At 66.7% G+C, this 24,786-nt stretch carries 23 protein-coding genes; 17 read left to right on the top strand and 6 right to left on the bottom strand.

Annotated features, from left to right (window positions below; genetic code table 11):
- Positions 1-119: 119 nt before the first annotated feature.
- On the top strand, positions 120-686 hold the full coding sequence (efp, locus tag A3OM_RS0114145) for an elongation factor P (RefSeq protein ID WP_018044413.1): 567 nt from the start codon (positions 120-122) through the stop codon (positions 684-686).
- Positions 687-790: 104 nt separating this feature from the next.
- Here efp and A3OM_RS0114140 read toward each other — a convergent pair whose 3' ends face one another.
- Complete coding sequence (locus A3OM_RS0114140) at positions 791-1,828, bottom strand: heparan-alpha-glucosaminide N-acetyltransferase (protein ID WP_043764733.1); 1,038 nt, start codon at positions 1,826-1,828, stop codon at positions 791-793.
- 443 nt (positions 1,829-2,271) lie between these two features.
- On the opposite strand from A3OM_RS0114140, the gene A3OM_RS0114135 reads away from it, so the two are divergent.
- The 9 genes from A3OM_RS0114135 (at position 2,272) to A3OM_RS24030 (ending at position 8,330) form a co-directional block, all read left to right on the top strand.
- A complete protein-coding gene (locus tag A3OM_RS0114135) occupies positions 2,272-2,889 on the top strand; it encodes a cold-shock protein (RefSeq protein ID WP_018044411.1) in 618 nt (205 codons plus the stop codon).
- Between the two features lie 12 nt (positions 2,890-2,901).
- Positions 2,902-3,387: a DUF192 domain-containing protein gene (locus A3OM_RS0114130; protein WP_018044410.1), complete on the top strand. Its 486-nt coding sequence runs from the start codon at positions 2,902-2,904 to the stop codon at positions 3,385-3,387.
- Positions 3,388-3,544: 157 nt separating this feature from the next.
- Positions 3,545-4,006, top strand: coding sequence for a hypothetical protein (locus A3OM_RS0114125; protein WP_018044409.1), 462 nt, complete (start codon positions 3,545-3,547; stop codon positions 4,004-4,006).
- Positions 4,007-4,076: 70 nt separating this feature from the next.
- Positions 4,077-4,976 (top strand): dienelactone hydrolase family protein, encoded by a 900-nt coding sequence (locus A3OM_RS0114120; protein WP_018044408.1) that lies wholly within the window; start codon positions 4,077-4,079, stop codon positions 4,974-4,976.
- A gap of 236 nt (positions 4,977-5,212) precedes the next feature.
- Positions 5,213-5,647 (top strand): response regulator, encoded by a 435-nt coding sequence (locus A3OM_RS0114115; protein WP_026176030.1) that lies wholly within the window; start codon positions 5,213-5,215, stop codon positions 5,645-5,647.
- A gap of 111 nt (positions 5,648-5,758) precedes the next feature.
- On the top strand, positions 5,759-5,968 hold the full coding sequence (locus A3OM_RS0114110; RefSeq protein ID WP_157196488.1) for a hypothetical protein: 210 nt from the start codon (positions 5,759-5,761) through the stop codon (positions 5,966-5,968).
- A gap of 158 nt (positions 5,969-6,126) precedes the next feature.
- A complete protein-coding gene (locus tag A3OM_RS0114105) occupies positions 6,127-7,296 on the top strand; it encodes an alpha/beta hydrolase (RefSeq protein ID WP_018044405.1) in 1,170 nt (389 codons plus the stop codon).
- 114 nt (positions 7,297-7,410) lie between these two features.
- Positions 7,411-8,022: a glutathione S-transferase family protein gene (locus A3OM_RS0114100; RefSeq protein ID WP_026176029.1), complete on the top strand. Its 612-nt coding sequence runs from the start codon at positions 7,411-7,413 to the stop codon at positions 8,020-8,022.
- A 74-nt stretch (positions 8,023-8,096) separates the two neighbouring features.
- Positions 8,097-8,330, top strand: coding sequence for a hypothetical protein (locus A3OM_RS24030; RefSeq protein WP_018044403.1), 234 nt, complete (start codon positions 8,097-8,099; stop codon positions 8,328-8,330).
- Between the two features lie 36 nt (positions 8,331-8,366).
- On the opposite strand, the gene A3OM_RS0114090 is transcribed toward A3OM_RS24030, so the two are convergent.
- Together A3OM_RS0114090 and A3OM_RS0114085 are read right to left on the bottom strand one after the other, a co-directional pair.
- Entirely contained in the window at positions 8,367-9,254 is an 888-nt protein-coding gene (locus A3OM_RS0114090; protein WP_026176028.1) for a MipA/OmpV family protein, read from the bottom strand.
- A gap of 121 nt (positions 9,255-9,375) precedes the next feature.
- Entirely contained in the window at positions 9,376-10,557 is a 1,182-nt protein-coding gene (locus tag A3OM_RS0114085) for an amidinotransferase (RefSeq protein WP_026176027.1), read from the bottom strand.
- Positions 10,558-10,770: 213 nt separating this feature from the next.
- Between A3OM_RS0114085 and A3OM_RS0114080 the strand changes: the two genes are divergently transcribed.
- The 6 genes from A3OM_RS0114080 to hpnK all read left to right on the top strand — a co-directional run bounded on the left by A3OM_RS0114080 (position 10,771) and on the right by hpnK (position 17,328).
- The gene (locus tag A3OM_RS0114080; RefSeq protein WP_018044400.1) at positions 10,771-11,922 is read left to right on the top strand and encodes a flippase-like domain-containing protein; all 1,152 of its coding nucleotides are present in this window, start codon (positions 10,771-10,773) and stop codon (positions 11,920-11,922) included.
- Entirely contained in the window at positions 11,913-12,536 is a 624-nt protein-coding gene (locus A3OM_RS0114075) for an ABC transporter substrate-binding protein (protein WP_018044399.1), read from the top strand. The genes A3OM_RS0114080 and A3OM_RS0114075 overlap by 10 nt, the downstream gene beginning before the upstream one ends.
- 106 nt (positions 12,537-12,642) lie before the next feature.
- Positions 12,643-13,857 (top strand): bacteriohopanetetrol glucosamine biosynthesis glycosyltransferase HpnI, encoded by a 1,215-nt coding sequence (gene hpnI / locus A3OM_RS0114070; RefSeq protein WP_018044398.1) that lies wholly within the window; start codon positions 12,643-12,645, stop codon positions 13,855-13,857.
- A 58-nt stretch (positions 13,858-13,915) separates the two neighbouring features.
- Positions 13,916-15,349 (top strand): hopanoid biosynthesis associated radical SAM protein HpnJ, encoded by a 1,434-nt coding sequence (gene hpnJ, locus A3OM_RS0114065; RefSeq protein WP_018044397.1) that lies wholly within the window; start codon positions 13,916-13,918, stop codon positions 15,347-15,349.
- A gap of 336 nt (positions 15,350-15,685) precedes the next feature.
- Entirely contained in the window at positions 15,686-16,477 is a 792-nt protein-coding gene (locus tag A3OM_RS24025) for an SPFH domain-containing protein (protein ID WP_018044396.1), read from the top strand.
- A gap of 2 nt (positions 16,478-16,479) precedes the next feature.
- Positions 16,480-17,328, top strand: a complete 849-nt coding sequence (gene hpnK, locus A3OM_RS0114055) for a hopanoid biosynthesis-associated protein HpnK (RefSeq protein WP_018044395.1) — start codon at positions 16,480-16,482, stop codon at positions 17,326-17,328.
- Between the two features lie 87 nt (positions 17,329-17,415).
- Here the strand turns inward: hpnK and A3OM_RS0114050 are convergent, their stop codons facing one another.
- Positions 17,416-20,082 carry an MMPL family transporter gene (locus tag A3OM_RS0114050; protein WP_018044394.1) on the bottom strand — a complete coding sequence of 889 codons (2,667 nt, stop codon included), beginning with the start codon at positions 20,080-20,082 and terminating at the stop codon, positions 17,416-17,418.
- Between the two features lie 604 nt (positions 20,083-20,686).
- On the opposite strand from A3OM_RS0114050, the gene hpnH reads away from it, so the two are divergent.
- Positions 20,687-21,850, top strand: coding sequence for an adenosyl-hopene transferase HpnH (hpnH, locus tag A3OM_RS0114045; protein ID WP_018044393.1), 1,164 nt, complete (start codon positions 20,687-20,689; stop codon positions 21,848-21,850).
- Between the two features lie 95 nt (positions 21,851-21,945).
- Here hpnH and A3OM_RS0114040 read toward each other — a convergent pair whose 3' ends face one another.
- Positions 21,946-22,626: a phosphorylase gene (locus A3OM_RS0114040; protein WP_018044392.1), complete on the bottom strand. Its 681-nt coding sequence runs from the start codon at positions 22,624-22,626 to the stop codon at positions 21,946-21,948.
- A 147-nt stretch (positions 22,627-22,773) separates the two neighbouring features.
- On the bottom strand, positions 22,774-24,771 hold the full coding sequence (gene shc, locus A3OM_RS0114035) for a squalene--hopene cyclase (protein ID WP_018044391.1): 1,998 nt from the start codon (positions 24,769-24,771) through the stop codon (positions 22,774-22,776).
- Between the last annotated feature and the right edge of the window lie 15 nt (positions 24,772-24,786).

Below are 24,786 nucleotides of genomic sequence, written 5' to 3'. Positions count from 1 at the left end.
GCGCCGTGCTGCTGGCAACAGGCCGCCGGATAGGTTAGTGGCGAGGCACAGATGTCGCTCCCGCGGGCCGAATCCGCGCCGGGGCATCGCATATATTGTCTCGAACAGGATCTGACCCCGTGAAGGTGATCGCCTCTACGCTCCGCAAGGGCAACGTCGTCGACAAGGACGGCAAGCTCTACGTCATCCTGACGGTGGAGAACATCCACCCCGGCAAGGGCACTCCCGTGACGCAGCTCGACATGCGCCGCATCACCGACGGGGTGAAGGTGTCCGAGCGCTACCGCACCACCGAATCGGTGGAACGCGCCTTCGTCGAGGACCGCGAGCACACCTTCCTGTACGAGGACAGTGAGGGCTACCACTTCATGAACCCTGAGAACTACGATCAGGTGGCGGTGCCCAAGGACGTCGTCGGCAGCGCCGCGCCTTACCTGCAGGAAGGCATGAAGGTGATGCTGGCCTCGCATAACGACGTGCCGCTCACCGTCGAACTGCCCCAGCGCGTCACCCTCGAGATCACCGAGACCGAGCCGGCGATGAAGGGCCAGACGGCCTCCTCCTCCTACAAGCCGGCGATCCTGTCCAACGGCGTGCGCACCGCCGTACCGCCGCATGTGGCGGTGGGCACCCGCGTGGTGATCCTGACGGAAGACGGTTCCTACGTGGAACGCGCCAAGGATTGAGGATCAAGGATCTCCGATCACCGTGGATCCTCGAGGCTCATGTTCATCGAAGGCTTGGGCACCCGCCTCCCTCGTGAGGCGGGTGCCTTTCGTTCAAGACGGCCTCACGGCGATACCGCTGGACCATCGGCCGTTTCATAGCAGGATTGGGACAGAGCCTGGGCCTTCGCCCGCTCGTCCGCGTTGAAACTCCGCCCCTTGATCGCCCACAGATTCTCGCGCTGGAGGGCATCGGCGACGCAGCGGGCGGCCACTCGGCATGTCTGCGCATTGCCCCCGGTCGCCTCACACTGCGTGCGGTAATCCTGACGGAATCCAACGAGACCGGCCTTCGGATGCGGACCGGTCACGGTCACGACGCCCGTCAGCAGGGCGAGCAGAAGCGGCTGGTGCACGAGATACACCGCGAGGCTGTGGCGCCCGGCCAGGGCCAGCCCCCGCGAGGGGAGCGATCCCGGCCGCCATTGCGACAGGCCACTGCGCAGGAAGGCCGGCAGCGCGAGCCGGGCCAGCGCGAGCCCCAAGAGAACCAGCCCGAACCAGGGAAACAGGGGCACGTAATCGTTGGTGCGGGGCGGCAGCATGCCGAGGCCGAGGAAACTCAGGATCGGATCGTCGAAGACGGCGAGGTGATAATCCGGGTTCGCCATGACGGCGGGCGTTGCCAGCACGACGATGCCGACCACCAGTGCCGCCACCGGCGAAACCCGCAGGAACGGCACGGCGAGCACGCTCGATACGGCGATGCAGTGCAGGATGCCGAAGAAGATGTAGCTGTCGGGAAAGGCGTAGAATGTCGCCGCCGTGATGAGGAGGGCGGCGATGCCGATCCGCGCGAGCCGCAGGAGGAACGCGCGGGGCCGGAGACCGTCCCGGTTCATCAGGACGAGGCCGATGCCGACGAGCACGAGGAACGTGCCCGCGATGAGATGGGCCGCGACCTTGCCCAGCGGCGCCAGGGCATAGTTCTCCGGCGTGAGCGCCAGAAATCCGAGATCCCAGGTGGTGTGGTAGGCGGCCATCGCCAGGAGAGCGATGCCGCGCGCGACGTCGATGAGATCGAACCGCCGGGCCTCGCGGAACCGGGTGGTGGATTGTGGCGCTTCGGCACCCGTGACGGGGCTCGCCGTCGAAGCGCTCATGCGCCCGACCTCGGATGGGGCTGCCGTTCGGGCCGGGCGCATGAGCGCGGGCGGGGCGAAGGCTTCGCCACGGAAAGGAAGGTCTGGATCATCCGCGTTGGCTATCGCCGGTGGTGAGCCCAACGCAAGGGCACCGCCGATCGCGGGATCATCCGTTCGCTCCGGCGCGATGAACAAATGCAGGGCTTCTCCCGACATGACGGCGACCGATCGTGATCGGCCCGAACACGCCCCGCCAATCGGCAGAGAGGATCTGCGATAGAGGCCTCGGAAAAGATTCGGCGCAAATGCCGCGTCCCGGACGGCCTGTTGCGCCCGAGCCGATATGCTGAAGAATGTATCAATCGCCGCAGTCGTTGTCGGTCAAACGGGCTTCCGCCGGGTTGTGACTTTGTTAATCTGTGGTGCGGATCGCGACGCGTGATTCGGTGTGGGTTGCTTACATGTCGGACGATGTCGGATCAGGCGCGCATGGGCTTCACGCCTCGGGGGAATCGGCCAACGGGCGAAGCACCGATCTCGCCGACGGAGAGGTGCTGCGCCCCCTCGACCTCGTCGAGGTGTCAGGCCGCATCAAGTGGTTCGACGTCTCGAAAGGGTTCGGCTTCATCCTGCCGGACGACGGCTCCGCCGACGTGCTGGTTCACATCACCTGCCTTCGCCGCGATGGACATCAGGCGGCGAGCGAGGGCGCACGGATCGTGGTGGAAGCCACCGAGCGGCCGCGTGGCTGGCAGGCTTTCCGGGTGATCTCCCTCGATCAGTCGACGGCGACGCATCCGTCCGAACTCCCCATGCCCCGCACCCATGTGAGCGTGACGGCGACGAGCGGGCTCGAGACGGCGGTGGTGAAGTGGTTCAACCGTCTGCGCGGATTCGGCTTCCTCAGCCGTGGCGACGGCTCTCCCGACATCTTCGTCCATATGGAAACGTTGCGTCGCTACGGAATCGCCGAACTGAAGCCCGGTGAGACCGTTCTCGTTCGGTATGGCGACGGTTCGAAGGGCAAGATGGCGGCCGAGGTTCGGCTTCTGGACGGCGCGCTGCCCGCCTCCCACTGACGGAATGACCACGTGACATCGTTCAACGACGCCCGCTCGTTCGCGCCCTTGCGCGCGCTCCTGATCCTCGTCGCCATCCTGGCGGGCCTCGGCGCCGCCACCGCTCAGGAGGTCGTAGCGACGGAACCTCTGGAGATCGCCAGCAGGGGTACCCGGCACAGCTTTTCCGTCGAGGTGATGCGCGACGACGAATCGCGCTCGCGCGGTCTGATGTTTCGCCGGTCGATGCCGCTCGATCACGGCATACTGTTCGACTTCCAGAAAGTCGAACGCGTCGCCATGTGGATGAAGAACACCTACCTGCCCCTCGACATGCTCTTCATCCGGCCCGACGGCAGCATCGCCCGGATTGCGACGAATACCGAGCCCCTGTCGACCAAGGTCATCCCATCGGGCGAACCGGTGCTGGCGGTGCTGGAACTCAACGCCGGCACGACGGCCAAGCTCGGCATCAAGGCGGGCGACCGGGTCGAGCACACGATGTTCGGATCGCGTTGAACACTGAGTATCGGTCGTCCTCGACCAGCGGCCTCAAGCGAACGCAGCGTGAACAAGCGTCTTGACGCCCGCTCGGTTTCCCACCAATGTTCCCTCATTGTTCCATGAGTGAGTGAGCCTGCGTCAGCGCGCTCCTCGATGATGGCAGGGGAACGCGATGATCGATCTCGAGGCTTCGAGCGAAGAAGTGGTCCTGTTCGAGAACGCCGACTGGCGCGTGATCGCGGATGGTCTGGAGCATCGCGGGACCGGATATTTCATCGCGCGCGACGGGTTGGGGCGGCGCTCCGAGACGGGCCTTTGGGAATGGCCACTCCATCTCACGGAGAAGAGCTGGTGCTCCCTGCGCCCGTTCCGTGAGGCGTTCCAGGCGGCTGCCGATCTGTTCGACGTGGAGCGCGACGAGGCTTTGGCGCAGTCCTTCGTCACCGGCTTCGGTCTCCGGATGGGGCAGGGCGGTCAGCCCGGCAGCGAAGGCTTCACCAAGCTGGCGGAACTGGTGCGTCCGAAATCCATAGCCCGGCGGCGGCCCGCCGCTTCGGATAACCGTCCGTCCCCGCATCGCAATGGTGCCGGCCGGAAGGACGAGGTCGAGATGGTGCGCGCGGCCCTGTCCTGACGTGACCTCGGCCGGTGATGCTCTAGTTGTCTGAAGACGCGTCGTACGGCGCCGGGCAGGAGAGCATCCCATGGACGATCACGGGACGGAGAAGGACCAGCGAAGCAAGGGACTGGGCGGCCTCGACGGGCTCGTGGTCCCGCCCTTCTCGCGGCGGGGCTTCGTCATGACGAGCCTCATCGCCGGGTTCACCCTGGCCGAGGCGAATGCGCAGGCGCAGGTGGTCACGACGGATTCGGCCGGTCTCGTTGCCGGTGAGGTGAAGATTACGGCGGCCGACGGGCCGATGCCGGGTTATCGGGCGATGCCCGAAGGGGCGGGTCCGTTTCCCCTGATTCTCGTCATCGAAGAGATTTTCGGGGTTCACGAATACATCAAGGACGTCTGCCGCCGCCTGGCCAAGGTCGGCTATTGCGCGGTCGCGCCCGAACTTTACGCGCGGCAAGGCGATCTCTCGACGATGACGGACGTGAAGGCGATCGTCCGCGATGTCATCCTGAAGACCCCGGACGCCCAGTGGATCGCGGATCTCGACGCCGCTTCATTCTGGGCCGTGGCCGATTCGAAGGCCGATGCCGGGCGGATCGGCACGATGGGATGGTGTCGCGGAGGACGCGGAGCATGGCTCTACGCGGCGCACAGACGCGACCTGAAGGCAGCGGTGGCGTGGTACGGCCCGCTCGGCGGCGACCGCACGGAGCTTCAGCCCAAAACGGCTGGGGACGTGGCGACCGATCTCCATGTACCACTCCTCGCGATCTACGGCGGCGCCGATACGGGCATTCCCGTGGCCAGCGTCGAGGACGCCCGCGACCGGGCGAACGCCGCGGGGCGCAGCGTCGAGCTCGTCGTGTTCCCGGAGGCGCCGCACGGGTTTCACGCCGATTACCGGCCGAGCTATCGCAAGGACAGCGCCGAGCAGGGTTGGGCTCGCGCTCTGGCGTTTCTCAAAAGCCACGGGGTCGGGTAAATCGTACCGCAGTGCACCGGCGCGAAGAATGGCTCGACGGGGGGATCAGCCACCTCCCGTGAGAGCGTTCCCTCTGCAAGAATTGAGAAACCGGCACCTTGATCATGATTTTGCGGCGCGAACCCGTAGAAATTCATGATCCGAGCGCTGGATCGACACATTGACGGGCAGGACTACATAGCGTTGCTGGGATGGCGGCCGATGCGGCCGTCAGCCCTGAAGAGCGTTCCGGACCCATGAGTGCTGTGAATCCATCGGGCGCGAAACCGGTGATCCTCGTCGTGGAGGACGAACCCGACGAGCGATTTCTCGCGGCCGCTTTACTGGAAGAGACCGGCTTCAGCGTCATCGAGGCGGAAACCGCCGAGCGAGCCTTGGCAATCCTGAACGAGAAGGACGGTGCGGTGAGCGTCGTCTTCTCCGATGTGCGTACCCCCGGTCCCATCGGCGGTTTCGAACTCGCCCGGATCATCGGCGTCACCTGGCCGCGCGTGCGGGTTCTGCTGACCTCCGGCGATGCCGGCGATCAGCCGAGCGACCTGCGGGTTTCCGCGACCTTCATCCCGAAGCCGTGGCGGGCATCGGATATCCTGGCCTGGGTCGAAGAGGCTTCAGGCCGCACGCCCGAGCAAGGGCCGGGCATTGACAGGATCGGCGGCAACACCCCCTGATGGTCGTTCGGCCGGCAGCCACAATTATCCCAGTTTAAAAGGAAACTTCTTCGGCTCCAGCCGTTGGTCCATGGGTTCATGATTGATGGAATCAGACTGCACGAGCTTCAAATGAGCACCACTGCCACGATGACCATGGCCAATATCAGTCGATCCGGACAATCGTATACCGTCTACTCGGAGTCGAGGATGATGCAGAATGTCGGCGACAATCTGCGCACGATGTACAGCGAGATCATCGACCATTCCGTGCCCGAGGAATTGCTTCGTCTGGCGAAGTTCATCGACGACAGATGCAATCCGGGAGCGGAGACGCGATAGGGCGATGTCTCTCTTGCCGCGATCCTGATCCTACCATTGGTGCGGCCTGAATGACGCAATCCGTCAGGACTTGGCGAGAGACGGGGATCGCCTCGCCTTCATCGCCGAAAACCTGATATTCCGGGCGCGCCCCTCCGGATCGATGCGACGAGCCCGTCATGCGTTTGAAAGCCTGCCTCGTTCTCGGCGCCTCGCTCGTGGTCGCGTCTTTGTGCGAACCGGTCCTCGGCGCGACACCGCCCAATCAGCCCGCCCAAGGCCCGGGCGGGGTCGGAGATCGCTCCGTCTCCGTCGTGAAACGGGCGCTCGGGCGCCCCAGTGCAGCGACCTTCGTCTTCCACGCGGCCGGTGCGGCACCGGCGGAAGGGCGACCCGTCGTCGTTTTCCTGCACGCCTGGGGTTCGCCCAACCCGTTGCCTTACGGAGCATGGATCGATCACCTCGCCAGGGCCGGGTATCTCGTCGTGTTTCCCCGCTTCCAGGAGATCAACCGGACGAGGCCGGCGGATGCCACCGGCAACGCCGAGAAACTGGTGAAGGCCGCCCTCGCGGATCTCGAGACCGATCCCGATGCCAAGCCCGACCTGAAGCGCGTCGCCCTCATTGGCCACCTCGCGGGTGCACCGATCGCCGCCAACCTCGCTGCCGATGCCGGGGAGGCGGGCCTGCCGGTGCCCCGCCTCGTCTTCGCGATCATGCCGGGCGGGATCGCGAGCGATGCCAAATCCCGGGGGGTCGTTTTGCGCGACCTGTCGAAGATCGATCCCGAGACCCTGGTCATCACCGTCATCGGCGACCGGGATGCCCGCGCCGCCGACCTTGCCGCCAGACGCCTCCTGCGCGAAGCGAGTGCCGTCGCGCCCGAGCGCAAGCTCTTCATCCGCGCGCTCTCCGACGATCACGGTTTCCCTTCGCTCACGGCGACATTGACCTCGCCGGGCGCCGTGGACACCGCCTATGACGGGGGTGCCATCAAGCTGCCGCCGGAGCCCCCGAAGGATCCCAAGCAGCCGCCGGCCCCATTCAAATGGTCGGCCGACATGTCGCTGACCGGCGAACAGACGACGCTGCTGGCTCAGCTCAACAATTCCCGCGCGGACAGTCTCGACTATCTCGCCTACTGGAAGACGTTCGATCTGGCCGCGGCCGCGGCGTTCGGCGGGGATCCGACGAGCCTCAAGGCCAATCCGCGTTTCAGCGACATGGAGCGCTGGAGCGACGGCTGGCCGGTGAAACGTCTCGCCGTGGAAACGCCCCGCCCCGCGCCGGTGGCCCCGGTGCCTGCGTCCGTCGCACCGCCCAAGCCGAAGCCCGCCCGCCGGCCCTGATCGCGGCCCCTTCGCGCGTGATCGGCAGGTCGCCGGGGCTTGCCTTTGCGACGGCTTTTGCCGAAAGCGGGCCGGTTCCCCCTCATGCCGACGAACCGAGCCCGGAAGGTCCCGATGAAGCTGTTCCATTCGCACTTCTCGCCCTTCGCGCGGAAGGTCATGGCCTGCGCTCATGTCCTGGGCCTCGTCGACCGTATCGAGTTGCTGCCGAGCGCCGCGCATCCGGTGAAGCGCGACGGCACCATCCTCGCCCATCACCCAATGGCGCAGGTGCCGACCCTCCTCGATGACGAGGGCCACGCCTTGGCCGACAGCCGGGTGATCTGCGAATATCTCGATGCCCGCGCCGGCGGGGGGCTGTTCCCCCCGGCCGGCCCCGCCCGCTGGACGACGCTCAACGAGCAATCCATCGCCGACGGCATCCTCGATGCGGCCCTGCTGATCCGCTACGAACTCACGGCCCGCGACGCTTCCGAACGTTCCGGAGCCTGGATGGACGGCCAGGAGGCCAAGATACGAAGCGCCCTGGCGGCCCTCGACGACCAAGCGGGAGGCTTTGCCGACCGGGTCGATATTGGGACGATCAGCATCGCCTGCGCCCTCGGATATCTCGACCTGCGCTTCACCGAACTCGGCTGGAAGCAGAAGTACCCGGATCTGGCGGCCTGGTTCACGAGCTTTGGCGCGCACCCCGCCATGGAGGCGACGAAGCCGCCGGCGGCCTGAACCGGAGATCGTCCGTCGGAAAAGGCTGGCGCGCGCCTTGCTAGTTCGAAATCCGGTTCTCCGGAGGTCGCGCCATGCCCGATTTCGTCGCCGCCCTGATCACCGCCGCCGCCTTCTGCGCCGGGCTCATCCTGCTCAATGTCCTGACGCGCTGGGCGATCCAGGCACAGATCGCGCCGGCAGACCTCGCCGAGAACGGGTTGCTCCAATACGGGCTCGCCATCGCCCTCGCCGGATTAACATGGCGACGGGCACTCGCGACGCCGCCGGTCCCGGGTGGAAGAATCCGGCCCCGTGTCGCCGGGTGAAACAGCGGCCGGACAGCCCGTGTCGGGCCTCTTCCCCTAGAACCAGGGCTGCGTGGTGAAGCTGTAATTCACCTTCACACCGAACGTGTACTGGTTCTGGGATCCGAACTGGCGGCGCACCAGCGGGCTGTCGGCGGATGAACCGACGATGCGGTTATAGCCGACATATCCCGTCGCGGCCCACCGCTCGTCGAACGTGTAGGTCGCAGCGCCCAGGGCGCCGACCGTGACGTAGCTGTCGGGTCGGAACGGGGTCAGCGTCCCGTTGAGCGCCGCCTCGAATGGCTGAACACCGAAATAGCGCCGGGCGAAGCTGGCATCGCCGAAGTTGAAGCGCGGGCCCACCGAGACCTGCCAGCGGTCGAAGGGCTGGATCACGTCCGCGCCGAGCGAGCCGACGAAGCCGTGATGCCCGAAGATCCCATGGCGCAACTCGGCCCGGGCGCGCAGCCATTGCGTGGGGTAATACTCGACGAAGACACCCGGCTCGATGGCGAACTGGGCATCGCGCAGACCGAACAGGTCCCGCCGGTTATCACCGTAATAGCGGCCGGGCACATACTCCGCCGTCAGACCGGCATTGAAGAGCGGCGAATCGTAGAGTGAGACGCTGATCCCGTCATCGGGCGACGAGAACCGGCGTGGCGTACCGGCCTTGGCGATGCTGATCGACGGGTAGCCGATGGCGGTATACTCGTTCGACCCCGGAAAACTCGGCGTCGCCTGCACCGTCGCCGTCACCGTCACGACCCAGAGGTTCTGGTCGAGGGCGAGGAACGTCGGCGGCCGCTCGATCTCCATGAGGTCGGCCGCTCCCGCCGCACCCGCCGCCATGAGCGAGCCCGCGAGAGCCAGGGCCGGCATGGCGGCAAGCCCCGTCCGTTGAGCAGGGCGCGAGGATGGGTTGGGAAACATCGTGTCCATGAGCGATGTCATAGACACAAATCCCTAACGCATCACGACAAACCCGACGTGACGACAGACCTATGTTGGCACTGTCGGAAAGACGCTTCGGCACGACAGGCGCGCCGAAGCGATCTCGAGGCTAGAAGTAGGACTTCAGAGCACCGCGACGGCGCACATCGAGGGTCGCGCAGTGGAACGAGCCGCCGAATGGACCGTAGGACAGGAACGGCGCCGGGATCGGATCGAAGCCCCAATCCTTCAGGGCCTTGATCAAGGTCGGCTGGCTCGCGTCGACGACGATCTTCTTCTCGTCGATGGCGAGCACGTTGATCGAAGTCCAGGGCGAGCACATCGAGATCTTGCTCATGAAGCCCTCCACCGGGTCGGGGCGGGGCGCGATCAGCACGTCCCACTTCTTGAGCACGGCGGGCAGCTTCTCGACGTCGATATAATCCGGGTTCACCAGCACCTTGCCCGGGGCCAGCGGCATGAAGGACGAGTCGATATGCATCGGCTGCGGGCAGCGGCTCTCGATCTCGTGGACGCGGAAGCCCGAGCCGAGGTGGCGGCGCAGCCACTCGATGCCCATGAGGTTCGTCACGTTGGACCGGGTGACGAAGAGGTCGCGGCCGCAGCGGACGAAATCGGCCGCGTCGAAGACCGGCTCGAACTCGTTGACCGTGAACTGCATCGGCTCGCCGGCCTTCAGGTTCGGCACGCGGTAATCGTAATTGTAGAGTTCGTCCGTCAATTGCGGCCGGGGCGCCGAGGTCCATCGTGCGCCGTTGCGAAAATATTCCTTGAACAGCGAGCGGTAGGCATCGCCCTCGAAATAGCGCGAGCGCCAGCACATCGGGCTCTCGATGATCTCGTCGCCGATCACGAGGTACGGGTCGCGCGGGCAGGCGACGCAGAAGCCGCGGGACGACCAGCGGGGTGCGTTGTACTTGCGCGAGAAATCCACCGTGTCGGGACGGCGGACTTTCACGCCCTCGCCGGCGAGGATCGTGATGAAGTTGTCGAGCTCGGCCTGGGCGAGCTTCTTCATGAACTTCGGATAGCGGAAGCCCGCGGCGAACCGGTAGAACGGCTGCGCGGCACGCGGCAGGTTGAAGATCACCGTGAGGTGGTGGGACGGAATGGTCGCGCCGTCGAGGCTGCCGACGATCACCTCCTCAAGAGGGTCCCACTCGTTCCATGCCATGACCGGAGATTTCGGGGCGGGGGGGCCGCGATAGTCGGCCGGGGCGGTGTCGTAAGCATCGATCTGCGCGTCGGCGAGCACGGCGTCCCGGGCCGTGGTGAAAGCTTCGCGGTCCATCATTCGTCCCTTGGTCGCGCCTTAAAATGCGGCTGTTTCTTCGAGGCTCAGGCCCCATCGCCGCTTTGGCCCGCACTGTGTCTATCGGGTGATAGACAACGAAATCCAAAGCTGCAACTTCCGATGATGCCAACGTTTTCCGGAAGGTTTTTCGTCCGGGGGGTCGGTGAATTTCTCTAAAAAATCGTCCGCGCCGACGGTCGAAGGGGGATCATGAAGCGTCTGACGACATTGGCCCTCATCGTCGGCCTCTGCACGGTTGCAGGCCTGTTCTTGTCATCGGGACTGGATGATGTCGCCGCCGCTTTGGTAAGCGCCGGCTGGGGCGCCGCCATCGTCGTGGTTGTACGCGCCGTCGCCGTGGGCTGGGCCGGACTCGGCTGGTTCGCCGTGTTCCCGCGGGCCGACCGCCCGGGCCTGTGGAACTGCGTCTCCCTGCGCTTCGTCCGCGAGGGCATCAACACGCTCCTTCCCGTGGCCACCGTCGGCGGCGATTTCGTCGGCGCCCGGCTCCTGGCGCAGCGCGGCGTCTCCGGGGGGCTCGCCGGCGCCAGCATGTTCGTCGACCTGATGACGCAGGCGGTCACCCAGTTCCTCTTCACCGTCGGCGGCGTCGCCCTGCTCGCCTGGCTGCACGGCGACGGCCCGGTGGTGCGCACCGTCGCCGGAGGTCTCGCCATCGCGGCCCCGGCCCTCGGCGCCTTCTTCCTGATCCAGCGCCGAAGCGGTCACCGCATCATCCAGGCCATGCTGAACCGCTTCGCCGCCGCCCGCGAATGGCGGGCCCTCGGCGCGGTCGACGTACTCTATGACGGCCTGCGCAGACTTTATTCCTCGCCCAAGCGGGTCATCGGCGCCATGGGCGTGCACATGATCGGCTGGATCATCGGTGCGGCCGAGGTCTACGTGGCGCTGCACTTCATGGGCTATCCGGTGACCGTGGCCGAGGCCATCGTGATCGAGAGCCTGGCCCAGGCGGTCCGTGGCGCGGCGTTCGCGGTGCCGGGGGCGCTGGGCGCCCAGGAAGGCGGCCTCATCGCCCTCTGCGCGATCTTCGGCATCCCCGCCGAAGCCGCCCTGGCGCTCTCCCTGGTGAAGCGCCTGGCCGATCTCATGGTCGGCGTGCCCGGCCTGGTGGCCTGGCACTTCATGGAAGGCAAGAAGGACGCGCCGGACACGGAAGACCGGACCTCTCAGGACCCGGTGTCCGTGGAGCAGGGAACGGCGAAAGCCGGGGGTGACATCGCCCGGGCGGTGAGCCTGGACGCCATGCCGGTGTCGCGGGTGCCCGCCAACCTCGTGGGAAACCACACCGTGTTGCGGTCGATGGAGAGCGATATGAGGACGCTGCGGAAATGCGCGTGAGCGGCTTCGCATCGGGGCTCGCAGCCTCGACCCTCCTCACCGTCACCCTCCTGTTGGGAACGGGCGTCCGCGCCGCCGAGGATGCGGCGGTGCAGACCGTGCGCGGGCTCTATGCCAGCTTCGAGGGCGCTCTCAAGGCGCCCGAGGCCGACGTGAAGAGCCGCGCGCTCGTCATCGGCCCGGTCCTCGACCAGAGCATGGACTTCGCCACCATGGCGCGGGTCGCCGTGGGTGCGAAATGGAAGGGCTTCACGCCCGAGCAGCAGGGCGCGCTGACGGAAGCCTTCAAACAGTATTTCACCGCGACTTATGCCACCCGCCTGTCCCAGGCTGCCGGCGGCAAGTTCGACATCAAGCCCGAGAGCGAGGCGCGCGGGCAGAACCGCGTGGTCCAGACCGAGGTCGCCAATGCGGATGGCGACGCCTCGCAGATCGATTACCTCGTGGGCTCGGGCAACCGCATCCAGGACGTCTACCTCAACGGCAACGTCAGCGAGATCGCCGCCATGCGCGGCAGCTTCGCCGATCCGCTGAAGGCGGGCGGGGCGGAAAGCCTGCTGAAATTCCTTCGCGATCGGACGGCGGCGATGCTCGCCGCCAAACCAAAGCCTTAGACGCAGGCCAGACGCCCCTCGCCGGGCCTGGCCGGACGAACCCACCCGTGCCGTCGTCCCGACCCAGCGGCACCCTCATCCAAACCGTGACCGAGCTTCGCCCATCATGGACCTCACCTTGACGGATCTGCCTTCGGCGAGCCTGAGCTGGCTCTCGCTCGTGTTCCAGCTCATGGCCCTCGCCGGCTGCGTCTACGGGTTGACGGCTGCCTTCCTGGCGGGCCGCTACGCACGCCGCCCCGTCCCGGTCCTGACGGCGAACGCCGCGCGTCCCTCGGTGACCATCCTGAAGCCGCTCTGCGGCATGGAGCCCAATCTCTACGAGAATCTCGAGACGTTCTGCCGCCAGGATTACACCGGCCCGATGCAGGTGGTGTTCGGCGTGCAGAACGCCACGGACCCGGCGATCGCCGTGGTGCGCCGCCTCGCGGAAACCTATCCCGACCTGAAGCTCGATCTCGTCATCGATGCGCGCCAGCACGGCTCGAACCGCAAGGTCTCCAACCTCATCAACATGTCGGCCCAGATCGCCCATGACGTGATCGTGCTGGCCGACAGCGACATGGTGGCGAGGCCCGACTACCTCGCACGGATCGTCGCCGAGCTCGGGCAGCCGGGCGTGAACGGCGTCACCTGCCTCTATCACGGCGTGCCGGCCCATCGCGGAATCTGGGCGCATCTCTCGGCGCTGGCCATCGACGTACAGTTCCTGCCCAACGTCGTGATGGGCACCTCGCTCGGCCTCGCCAAGCCCTGCTTCGGCTCCACCATCGCCTTCACCACCACGGCCTTGGCCGAGATGGGCGGTTTCGAGGCCTTCCGCGACGATCTCGCCGACGATTACGCCGTGGGCGAGGCCCTCCGCGCCAGGGGCGGCCTCGTGGCAATCCCGACCTTCACCATCGGGCATACCTGCGTCGACACCGATCTCGCCGGCCTGTGGAAGCACGAGCTGCGCTGGAACCGGACCATCCGCAACGTCGATCCGGCCGGCTATGCCGGCTCCATCGTCACCCACGCCTTCCCGCTGGCCCTCATCGGTGCCCTGATCCCCGGCGCCGATACGAGCGGCCTCGTGGTGGCGGCCCTGGCGCTCGCCTGCCGCATCATCCTCTGCGTCCGCCTGGAGCGCGCCTTCGGCCTCGCTCCGCACCCCTACTGGCTGTTGCCGATTCGCGACATCCTCTCCTTCATGAACTTCTCCTGGAGCTTCGTCTCGGGGGCGGTGACATGGAAAGGTCACGATTATCGGGTGGTTGCAGATGGCACACTGATCCCCGAGCGAAGCCTCGGCCACGATGCTGGTGCATCCTCGCTCTGATCTTCGCTTTTAGCGTCCCGTCCGCCCTTTTTCCTTTCTCGCTGAGGCCTTGAACCCCATGCGCACGCTTTTCCTCCAGGCTCCCACCTTCGACGGTTTCGACGGCGGCGCGGGCTCCCGCTACCAGGCCAAGCGCGAGATCAAGTCGTTCTGGTACCCGACCTGGCTCGCCCAGCCGGCGGCCCTGGTGCCGAACTCGAAGCTGATCGACGCGCCGCCGCACAACATCAAGCTTCCCGAGATCGTGGCTCAGGCCAATGATTTCGACCTCGTGGTGCTCCACACCTCGGTGCCGTCGTTCAAGTCCGACGTGAAGACCGTCGAGGCGCTCAAGGCCGCCAACCCGAAGCTCATCGCCGGGCTCATCGGCGCCAAGGTCGCGGTCGACGCGGCCGGCGCCATGGCCCAGGCCCCGTGCATCGATTTCTGCGCCCGCAACGAGTTCGACTTCACCGTCAAGGAAGTCGCCGACGGCACTCCGATGTCCGAGATCAAGGGCCTGTCCTACCGGGACGCCAACGGTGTCGTGATCCACAACGTGGACCGCGAGATCATGACCGACATGGACCAGCTTCCGTTCGTGACGAGCGTCTACAAGCGCGATCTCCAGATGGAGAAGTACTTCATCGGGTACCTCAAGCACCCCTACATCTCGTTCTATTCCGGCCGCGGCTGCAAGAGCCGCTGCACCTTCTGCCTCTGGCCGCAGACCGTGGGCGGCCACACCTACCGCACCCGCTCGGTCGCGCACGTGATCGAGGAGATCAAGTACTGCCTGAAGGAGTTCCCGCAGACGAAGGAGTTCTTCTTCGACGACGACACCTTCACCGACAACCTGCCGCGCGCCGAGGAAATCGCCCGCGAACTCGGCAAGCTCGGCGTCACCTGGTCGTGCAACGCCAAGGCGAACGTTCCGCGCGACACCCTGAAGGTGCTCAAGGAGAACGGCCTGCGCCTGCTTCTCGTCGGCTACGAATCCGGCAACCAGCAGATCCTCAACAACATCAAGAAGGGCATGCGCGTCGAGGTGGCCGAGCGGTTCACCAAGGATTGCCACGACCTCGGCATCGCCATCCACGGCACCTTCATCGTCGGCCTGCCCGGCGAGACCCGTGAGACGATCCAGGAGACGATCGCCTTCGCCAAGCGCATCAACCCGCACACGATCCAAGCATCGCTGGCAGCCCCCTATCCGGGCACCTTCCTCTACAAGCAGGCCGTGGAGAACGGCTGGCTCGACATCGCGAACGCCGAGCTCGTCGACGAGAACGGCGTGCAGATCGCGCCGCTGCATTACCCGCACCTGTCGCATTCCGAGATCTTCGCGGCGGTGGAGGAGTTCTACCGGAAGTTCTATTTCCGCGCTCCCAAGATCGCCTCCATCGTCTCCGAAATGGTCCGTTCGCCCGACATGATGAAGCGCCGCCTGCGCGAAGGCGTGGAGTTCTACCGTTTCCTCAAGGAGCGCCAGGGCACCGCCAAAGCCGCCTGAGCCTCGGCTCTCGCATCGACGCATGACGGCCGGGCTCGCTGCCCGGCCGTTTTCGTTTCCGGCAGGGACCCAGTCGTTCGCAGAGCCGCGGGCGAGAGGCGAAAAAGCCGGTTCCCCCTTTCCGCATCATGCTCTAGACGCTTTCCCCGACGGAACCGGTCGCGCGACGCCTTCCGGCGCGGTCAGCGATGAGAGGATTCGTCGTTCCGCTGTTTCGGCAGCCTCGAAAGCTCTCCGGCGCCGGCCCTCGGGCAGCCGGGATCGGGCCCTGCAGGCCACGCGCCTCCGCCCCGTCCCCGCGGCGCCGGAGGGTGACCGGCCAAGGGGAAGGGTGCGATGTCCGAGCTGTCCATCCTTTTCGTCGTCGGCGCGTTCGCCTTCGTGGGCGGCCTCGCGATCACGCGGACGCACCGCGCGTTCCGCGGCCCCCTGTCCCGCATCGTGCACGAATGGGAGCACGGGCTGCTCTATCGCGACGGGCGCTTTGCCGGAGATCTGCCGCCCGGGCGCTACCGGACCCTCGGGTGGGGCGACCGTCTCGTGGTGACCTTGCCGAACGTCCCAACGTTCGAAGGCCTGCACGGCGTCGAAGTCACCAGCGGGGACCGGCTTTCCTTCCGCCTGTCGGCCACGCTGGTCTTCGAGGTGGTGGAACCGCGCGTCGCCCATGAGAACCGCTACCGGGACAGCCTGCAGCGCGCAGGAACCGATGCCCTGATCCGGCTCGCGGCGGCCCGTACGCTCGAAACCCTGCTGTCCGAGCGCCCCACCCTCGACGCCGCACTTCTCGCCTTCCTGGACAGGCCCGTCGCCGGTTGCCGGATCACCGGTGCGACCGTCAGCGCCGTGACCCTGCCACCCGAGGTTCGCCGGCTATATGCCGAGGTCGAACGGGCGCGGCTCGAGGGCCAGGCCTCCCTGGAGCGGGCGCGCGCCGAGCAGGCCGCCCTTCGCTCCCTGGCCAATTCGGCCCGGATGCTGAAGGGCAATCCGGAACTCATGAACCTGCGCCTGCTCCAGGCGCTCTCGACGTCGGGCGGCAAGGGCGGAGCGACCCTGGTGCTCGGCCGCGAGGCCTTCGCCGCATCGGCGCCCGGTGGCGGAGCAGCTTACTCTGACGAGGACTGAGCGTGGCCCATAAGAAACGCCTGATCGTCACCGCCGACGATTTCGGCCTGAGCCCGGCGGTCAACGAGGCGGTGGAGCAGGCCCATCGCGAGGGCATCCTCACGGCCGCCAGCCTGATGGTGGGCGCGCCCGCCGCCGCGGACGCCGTGGCGCGCGCGCGGCGCTTGCCGTCCCTGCGCGTCGGCCTCCACCTCGTCATGGTGGAGGCGTGGCCGACCCTGCCCGCCGCCGACCTGCCCGACCTCGTCGGACCGGACGGCCTGATCCGCAGCGACATGGGCCGCCTCGGCCTCGACCTCGCGGTGAAGCCATCGGCGCGCCGTCAGCTCTCGGCGGAGATCACGGCGCAGTTCGAGGCGTACAAGGCGACGGGTCTCCCCCTCGACCACGTCAACGCCCACAAGCATTTCCACGTGCATCCCCTCATCGCCGGGCGAGTCCTGGCGATCGGCCGCGGCTACGGCATGCGGGCGATCCGGGTGCCGCGCGAGCCTCGCGCCGTGCTGCGCGCCGCCGAGCCGGGGGCCAATCCGAAACCCGCCCTCGACATAGCCCCCTGGGCCGGCCTCCTCGCCGTCCGCGCCCGTCAGGCGGGCCTGCTGATCCCCGATCGCACGTTGGGGCTGGCATGGTCCGGCGCGATGACACCGCGGCGCGTGGCGGGGCTCCTCCGCCACCTGCCCGACGGCCTGACCGAGCTCTATACCCATCCCGCCACCGGTGGCGGCTTTCCGGGCGAGGCACCCGGCTATGCTTATGCCGCCGAGCGTGACGCCCTAATCGCGCCGGAGACGATCGCGGCCCTGGCGGAATCCGGGGCGGTGAGGGGCGGGTTTTCCGATTTCGCGTAGGCGGTCGACCGCGACCCGATCCCCATCAAAGAAAAAGCGGCCGTCGCTTCACGCGACGGCCGCTTTTTTACGGACCGGTCCCTGGCCCTACTTCATGGCCACGGGCTCGGGCTTTGCCGCCCTGAACCCTGCCACGGCGTCCTCGCCCTCGGGGCGCTTCGGGTCCGGCTTTTTCGGCGGCGGCCCGAGGAAGGCCGGGACCACGAAGAACGCGGCGATGAGGGTGAAGAACAGCGACAGGGCGAGGAGCTTGCCCATGCTGGCCGTGCCGGGATGACTCGACAGAACCAGGGAGCCGAAGGCCGTGCCGGTGGTCAGGGCGGAGAAGAAGATCGCCCGCGTCAGGCTGGAAGCCAGCATGTCGGTGACGCCCGCCCGCCAGGCGATGACGTAGTAGATGTGGAAGGCCACGCCCACGGCGAGCATCAGCGGCAGGGCGATGATGTTGGCGAAGTTGAGCGGCATGCCGACCACATGCAGCGCCATCAGCGTCCATAGGGTGGCGAGCACCAGCGGGCCGAGGGTCATCGCCACGTCCCAGGGCTTCCGCAGGGCCACCGACAGGATGATGAAGATCGCCACCAGCGCCGTCAGCGCCGCCTGCACGAAGGCGCCCAGGATGGTGTAGCTCGACGAGGTCGTCGCCACTGGCGCGCCGGTCGCGTGCGGGGCCACGGTCTGCACCTCCTTGGCGAAACGGCGCAGCACGACGTTGTCGTTGGCATCACCGCTCGGATGCACCTCGATCCGGGCGCGGCCGTCGGCGGCGATCCACTCGGCCTTCAGCTTCGGCGGAATGTTGGCGAGGGTGACCTTCTCGGGGGCCAGCATGCCGCGCAGGCGGTTGAGCAGAATGGCGAGATCGGTGGTGACCGCCACGTTGGCGGCCTGACGCAGCTGCGGCGTGGCCGAAGCGAGGGAATCGAGGGTGCCGGAGAGCGCACCCGCGGCCTTGGCTCCGGCGGCGTCACCGGTGGCGATGCCCTTGAGGGCGGTGGCCGCCTCCTTCAGCGCCTTCACCGTGTCGGCGTCGGTGGGCGGCGGCGGCTTCCTCGCCGGGTTGAGGATGGGTCCGAGGAGCTCGGCCGTCTCGGCGATGGTCGCGAGCTTCTGATCCTGATCCGGGGGGACGAACGTGTCGATGTCGATCACCCGGGCGACCGAGGGCAGGGCCTTCAGCTTGGCCGCGAGCTCGGGCACCGCCTGTACGTTCGGCGCGATCACGTCGATGAGGTTGGGGCTCGTCTCCGGGTCCTTGATCAGGTCGAGATAGGTCGAGATCGATTCCACCTTGGTGCTGCGCAGGTGCATCGGGTTGGAATCGAAGGGCAGCTTGAACAGCAGCGGAATGCCCGCCACCGTGATCACGCCGACGATGATGAGCACGATCTTGCGGTTCTGGATGATCCAGTGGTCGACGCCGGCGAGCCATGTCGTCTCCACGGCCCGCGCCTCGCCCTTCGGCTTGAACACCGCGATGAGGGCAGGGAGCAGGGTGAGAGAGAAGAGATAGGCGACGATCATACCGACGCCGGCGATGAGGCCGAGCTCCGACACGCCGCGGAACGCCGTGGGCAGGAACGCGAAGAACCCCGCCACAAGGGAGATGGCGGCGAGACTCAAGGACCAGCCGACGCCCCGCGCGGCGGCACGGATGGCGTTCGCCAGATCCGGTTGCTCGAACCGGTCGGCCCGGTATCGCACCGCGAACTGGATCCCGAAATCGATCCCGAGCCCCACGAACAGGGCGGCGAAGGCCACGGAGATCGGGTTCAGCTCGCCCACCATCAGCAGGCCGAGGGCCGCGGTGACGATGAGGCCGGCGAAGGTGGTGATCAGGACGGCGCCGACGAGGGAGGCCGAACGCAGGGCCAGCCAGACGAACAGGATGATGGCGCCGGCCGTGACGCTGTAGTTGAGGAACGCGTCCTCGGCGAGGGTGGCGAATTCGTCATCCGCCACGGCCACCGGGCCGGTGAGGCGCATGCGCGGGTTGTCCGCCGCGTCGAGGCCGCCGAGCGTGTTGATCTTCAGGTCGGTGGCGATGCGCCGGACCAGGGCGGAGGCTTCGGCGCCCGGCTGGAGCGCCGCGTAATCCAGCTTGGGCTGAATCATGATGAACTTGCGGAGTTCCGTACCCTGGGCCTTGCCGTTGGAGAGAAGCAGCTGCCAGGACAGGCGGGCCGGCTCTCCCGCCAGCACCTTGCGCAGCACCTCGTCGATCCGTGTCATCGGACCGTCGAGATCCTCGAGCTTGGCGTCGCCGCTTTTGATGCCCCGGGCGCCGAGGCCGAGCACCCGCATGAGGCCGCGGAGGGACGGGTCGGCGGCGAGCGGACCGAGCAGTCCCTGCTGCTGGACGAGCTGGTCCATGGTCTTGGTGAGCTCTTCCTGCGGCATCAGCAGGAAGCCGTTCTTGTCGTAGAACGGGCCGCCATCCGGGCGGTAGACCGTCTCGATCTGATTCGGATGGTCCAGGAGGGCCTGGGCCAACGTGGCCGCGGCCTGTTCGGCGACCTCGGGCGTCTTGCCGTCGATGACGGCGACGAGGGTGCCCGTCCGTTGCGGAAACGCCTTCTCGTAGTTGATCTCGTCCTGGCGCCAGGGCACATCCGTGTCGATGAGACGCTCGACATCGGTGTTGATCCGGAAGAGATGGGCGGCGAGCGCCGCGCTTCCGACAGTGAGGAGCGCCACCAGGCCGATGACCAACCAGCGGCGTTGGACGGAAAACGCAACGAGACGTTCGATCACAAGTATCCTGCCTGACTAGCGACGCGGGCCCCACCTGAACGAGACCGCCCGGTCTCGCGGATGCGAGCGACAGGCGACGATCTCGGCGCGGAACCGGTCTTGGTCCAAGGGTCGGTTACCACCTGTCGAGGCAATCCACGAGTCCCGGCGGTATATCGAGACGTGTCATGCCTCTGCGACGGCCAGCCTCGAACGAGGGTGTCCGTACTCATCGGCAGGCGGAAATGCAACGCGGCCCCATGCTCTTGTCCTGCGGTCGAAGTCATGTGCGCCTGCGCACCGCACCATGTCGACGCCTCGACGGAACGTTGTCCAAGGCCGTGGGCGGGACACCCGTCGCTGTAAGGGCGCGCAGTTCTGACATTCGCTGGCCGAATAGGAAAAAGCACCACGCTTCGGCATAAGGACAGGATATCGCCAGTATCGGAAGCGCGACGACATGCGCCTCCCCTGTGGCCGTATTGCCCCATCACCGCTCAAACACGCATCGTGCGCTGGCCGCGCGGGCGGATCAAGATCTGTTCCAGCCTAGTGCGCTGGAATTTCGCCGCTTTTCGCGGTAATGCACCGGTTCATATCGGGGCCAAAAACAAGGAGCCGCGTCTTGGGTATTCCCCTCCGTTACGTCGCGAAGATTGGCGGCTACATTCTCAAGCAGCACCTCACCGGTCGCAAGCGCTACCCGCTCGTGATGATGATGGAGCCGCTGTTCCGCTGCAATCTCGCCTGCGCCGGCTGCGGGAAGATCGACTATCCGGACGAGATCCTGAACAAGCGTCTGCCGGTGGCTGACGCCCTGGAATCCGTGCGTGAGTGCGGCGCACCCATGGTCGTGATCGCCGGCGGCGAGCCGCTTCTGCACAAGGATCTGCCGCAGATCGTCGAAGGCATCATCGCGCAGAAGAAATTCGCGATCGTGTGCACGAACGCGCTGCTGCTCGAGAAGAAGATCAAGGACTACAAGCCCAGTCCGTACTTCACCTGGTCGATCCATCTCGATGGCGACAAGGAGATGCACGACCAGTCGGTGTGCCAGCGCGGCGTCTACGACAAGGCCGTCTCCGCCATCGCGAAGGCCAAGGAGATGGGCTTCCGCGTCACCATCAACTGCACCTTCTTCAACAATTCCTCGGCGGACAAGATCGCCGACTTCTTCGACACCGTGACGAAGCTCGGAATCGACGGCATCACCGTCTCCCCCGGCTACGCCTACGAGCGCGCTCCCGACCAGCAGCACTTCCTCAACCGCAAGGCGACGAAGGACCTGTTCCGCGGCGTGTTCCGGCACGGCAAGGAGAAGGGCCGCCAGAACTGGACCTTCCAGCAGTCGGGCCTGTTCCTCGACTTCCTGGCCGGCAACCAGACCTACCATTGCACCCCGTGGGGCAACCCGACCCGTACCGTGTTCGGCTGGCAGAAGCCCTGCTACCTTCTCGGCGAGGGCTACGCGGCCACCTTCAAGGAGCTGATGGAGGAGACCGACTGGGATTCCTACGGCACCGGCAACTACGAGAAGTGCGCCGACTGCATGGTCCATTCCGGCTACGAGGCGTCCTCGGTGGTCGATTCCGTGAAGAAGCCCTGGAAGCCGCTGATCCACGCCATCCGCGGCATCAAGACCGAAGGCGAGATGGCTCCCGAGGTCAGCCTCGAGAACCAGCGCCCGGCCGAGTTCGTGTTCTCGCGCAACGTCGCGCAGAAGCTGTCCGAGATCAAAGCTTCGGGCGTCGACACCAAGCGCGAGGCGCGCAACCGCACGGCGGCCTGAACCCGCCGCACGCGATGCGTGCCTGAAACGAAAGCCCCGCGCTGCCGATGCAGCGCGGGGCTTTTTCGTGTGCGCCGAGATGATGTCCGGGCGCGTCAGGCGTCCGGAAGGCCGAGGCCGGGGCCGAGAGTGGCCCGGCACCGGGAGAGCGCCGCGAAGGCTTTTCCCGAATCCCTCGCCAGCCGGATCAGCGCGGGCAGATGGGTCGGGTTCCGGCCGAGGGCAGTGAGCACCGCGAGGATGTCGGGGTCGCCGTTCGGCTTTAGCGCCGTCGTGACAAAGGCGGGCAGGGCGCGCTCGGCCGGGTCGCAGACCACGCGAATCGCCGCGAACGGAATGCCGTGGCGGGCCGCGAAGTCCGCAGCGACGTGGGATTCCATATCGACCGCCGCCGCTCCGGTGCTGGCATGGAGTTCGGCCTTCGCGGTCACGCTCACGACCGCCGCGTCCACACCGGCGAGGTCGGCGGACAATGTCGTCAGATCGGCTCTCGACAGGGCGGAGTGAATCGCGTCGCGCAAGACGACATCGGTCTCGCGGCGTCCCGTGTCACCGACGATGCCGGTGGCGATCACCACGTCGCCGGGGAGCAGGGATGGATCGAGTCCTCCCGCGATGCCGAAACTCACCACGGCCCGGCAGCCTGCCGTCACGCGCGCGTCGAGCAGCGCACGCAGGCGCGCGGGCGACCCGCCGGCCCCCACGGCTTCGATTCCGGGACCGGCGGCGAGCCGGGCCTCCTTGGAGAGGCCGGTGACGGCGAGAATGGGAAGCATGGGATGTCCAGCCAGCGCTCCCTCCCCCTCTGGGGGGGAGGGTGGCCCTCGCGTCAGCGAGGGTCGGGAGATTTCTGGAGAGGTCGCCCCCTCTCCCACTGCTCTGCAGGCCCCCTCTCCCACAGAGGGGAGAGGGTCGAGGAGAACCTACATCCCGTAGGCGACGGACCGCGTGTTGCTGCGCTTGAGATTGCGGTAGCGCGCCATGGCCCAGAGCGGGAAGAACTTCGGGTAGCCGTGGTAGCGCAGGTAGAAGACCCGCGGGAATCCGGTCGCCGTGTAGCGCTCCTCAGACCAGAAGCCGTCGGCTCCCTGCGTGCGCGTGAGGTAGTTGATGCCCCGCGTCACGGCCGGATCGTCGGCCTCGCCGGCCGCCATCAGCGCCAGCAACGCCCAGGCGGTCTGGGAGGCGGTGGAGTAGCCGGGCTCGAAGGCCGGATCGATCTTGTAGGACGAGGCGTCCTCGCCCCAGCCGCCATCCGGGTTCTGGATACGGATGAGCCACGCCACCGACCGGCGGATCTCCGGCGAGGCCGGGTCGACACCGGCGGCGTTGAGGGCGCACAGCACCGACCAGGTGCCGTAGATGAAGTTCATGCCCCAGCGACCGTACCAGGAGCCGTCCTCCTCCTGATCGTCGAGGAGGTATTTCACCCCGCGATCGAGCGCCTTCGAGGTCTCACGGGTCTCGCCCAGCTGCGAGAGCATCGAGACGACGCGCGCCGTGACGTCGGCGGTGGGCGGGTCGAGGAGGGCGCCGTGATCCGAGAAGGGAATGTTGTTGAGGTAATGGTGGTTGTTGTCGGCATCGAACGCCGCCCAGCCGCCATCGCTCGATTGCAGGCCCTCGACCCACTCCCGAGCGCGGGCGATGGAGACGGCATAATCCGGCACATCGGCGACGAGACCGTGCTGACGCATCGCCCGGTCCATCGCCATCACCACCACGGCGGTGTCGTCGAGATCGGGGAAATGCGGGTTGGCGTATTGGAATGCCCAGCCACCGGGGCGGACATTGGGACGGCCCGCCGCCCAATCGCCCTTGATGTCGAGAACCTGGAGCGGACGCAGCCAATCGAGCCCGCGCCGGGCCTGATGCTCGGCATCGGGGCCACCGGCCTCGAGCAGGGCATGGCCGGCAAGGGCCGTATCCCAAACCGGCGAAAGGCAGGGCTGGACGTAGGCCTCGTGCTCCTTGACCACGACCAGCTTCTCGACCGCCTCGCAGGCGATCCGCACCTGCGGGTGATCGGCCGGATAGCCGAGCACTTCGTACATGAGCACGGTGTTGACCATGGCCGGGAAGATGGCGCCGAGGCCGTCCTCGCCGTTGAGGCGCTCGCTGGTCCAGGCCACGGCCTTGTCGATACCGCGCTGACGGCGCTTCTTCGGAAAGTAATCCTGCGTGACCTGCAGCAGCCGGTCGATGGCGCCGAAAATGGGCGTCCAGGGCCAGGTTGCATGCGGGCTGCCGGGCCAGGAGCGCACATGCTCCGGCGGCGTCACGAACAATTCGGCGACGCCGAGACCGAGCGGGTTCTTGGCGAGCGGCTTCTTCGCCTGCAGCACCAAAAGGGGCACGATCACGCAGCGTGCCCAATAGGAGATCTTGTCGAGGTGGAAGGGAAACCACTTCGGCAGATGCATGATCTCGACGGGCATCACCGGCACGGCGCGCCAGGGCACCTCGCCGAACAGAGCCAGCAGGAAGCGCGTGAACACGTTGGAATTGGCCGCACCGCCGCGCGACAGGATGGCCTCGCGGGCACGCCGCATATGCGGGGCCTCGATCGAGTCGCCGACGAACTTCAGCGCGTAATAGGCCTTCACGCTGGCGCTCATGTCGAACGGCCCATCGTGGACCAGCGACCAGCCGCCATGCTTGCCCTGCGTGCGGCGCAGATAGTTTCCGATCTTGGCCATCAGGTCGGGCGGAATGGTCGTCGCCCGGAACTGGTGGAACATGATGTATTCCGACGGGATCGTCGCATCCGCTTCGAGCTCGAAGCACAGATGCCCGTCCGCATGGACGAGATTCGTCAGGGCCTGCGTCGCCCGCATGACTCCATGCTCGACGTCGTCCAGGGAAATCTCCTGGGTCTTGGGACGCTGGAGCGTCTCGACCTTCTTGAATGCCTCTCGCATCGTCCTCGCCTCAAG

It is taken from the genome of Methylobacterium sp. 88A (assembly GCF_000376345.1).
Taxonomy (GTDB): Bacteria; Pseudomonadota; Alphaproteobacteria; order Rhizobiales; family Beijerinckiaceae; genus Methylobacterium; species Methylobacterium bullatum.
The sequence above is the reverse complement of the archived record's forward strand: the minus strand, read 5'-3'. Positions and strand labels throughout refer to the sequence as shown.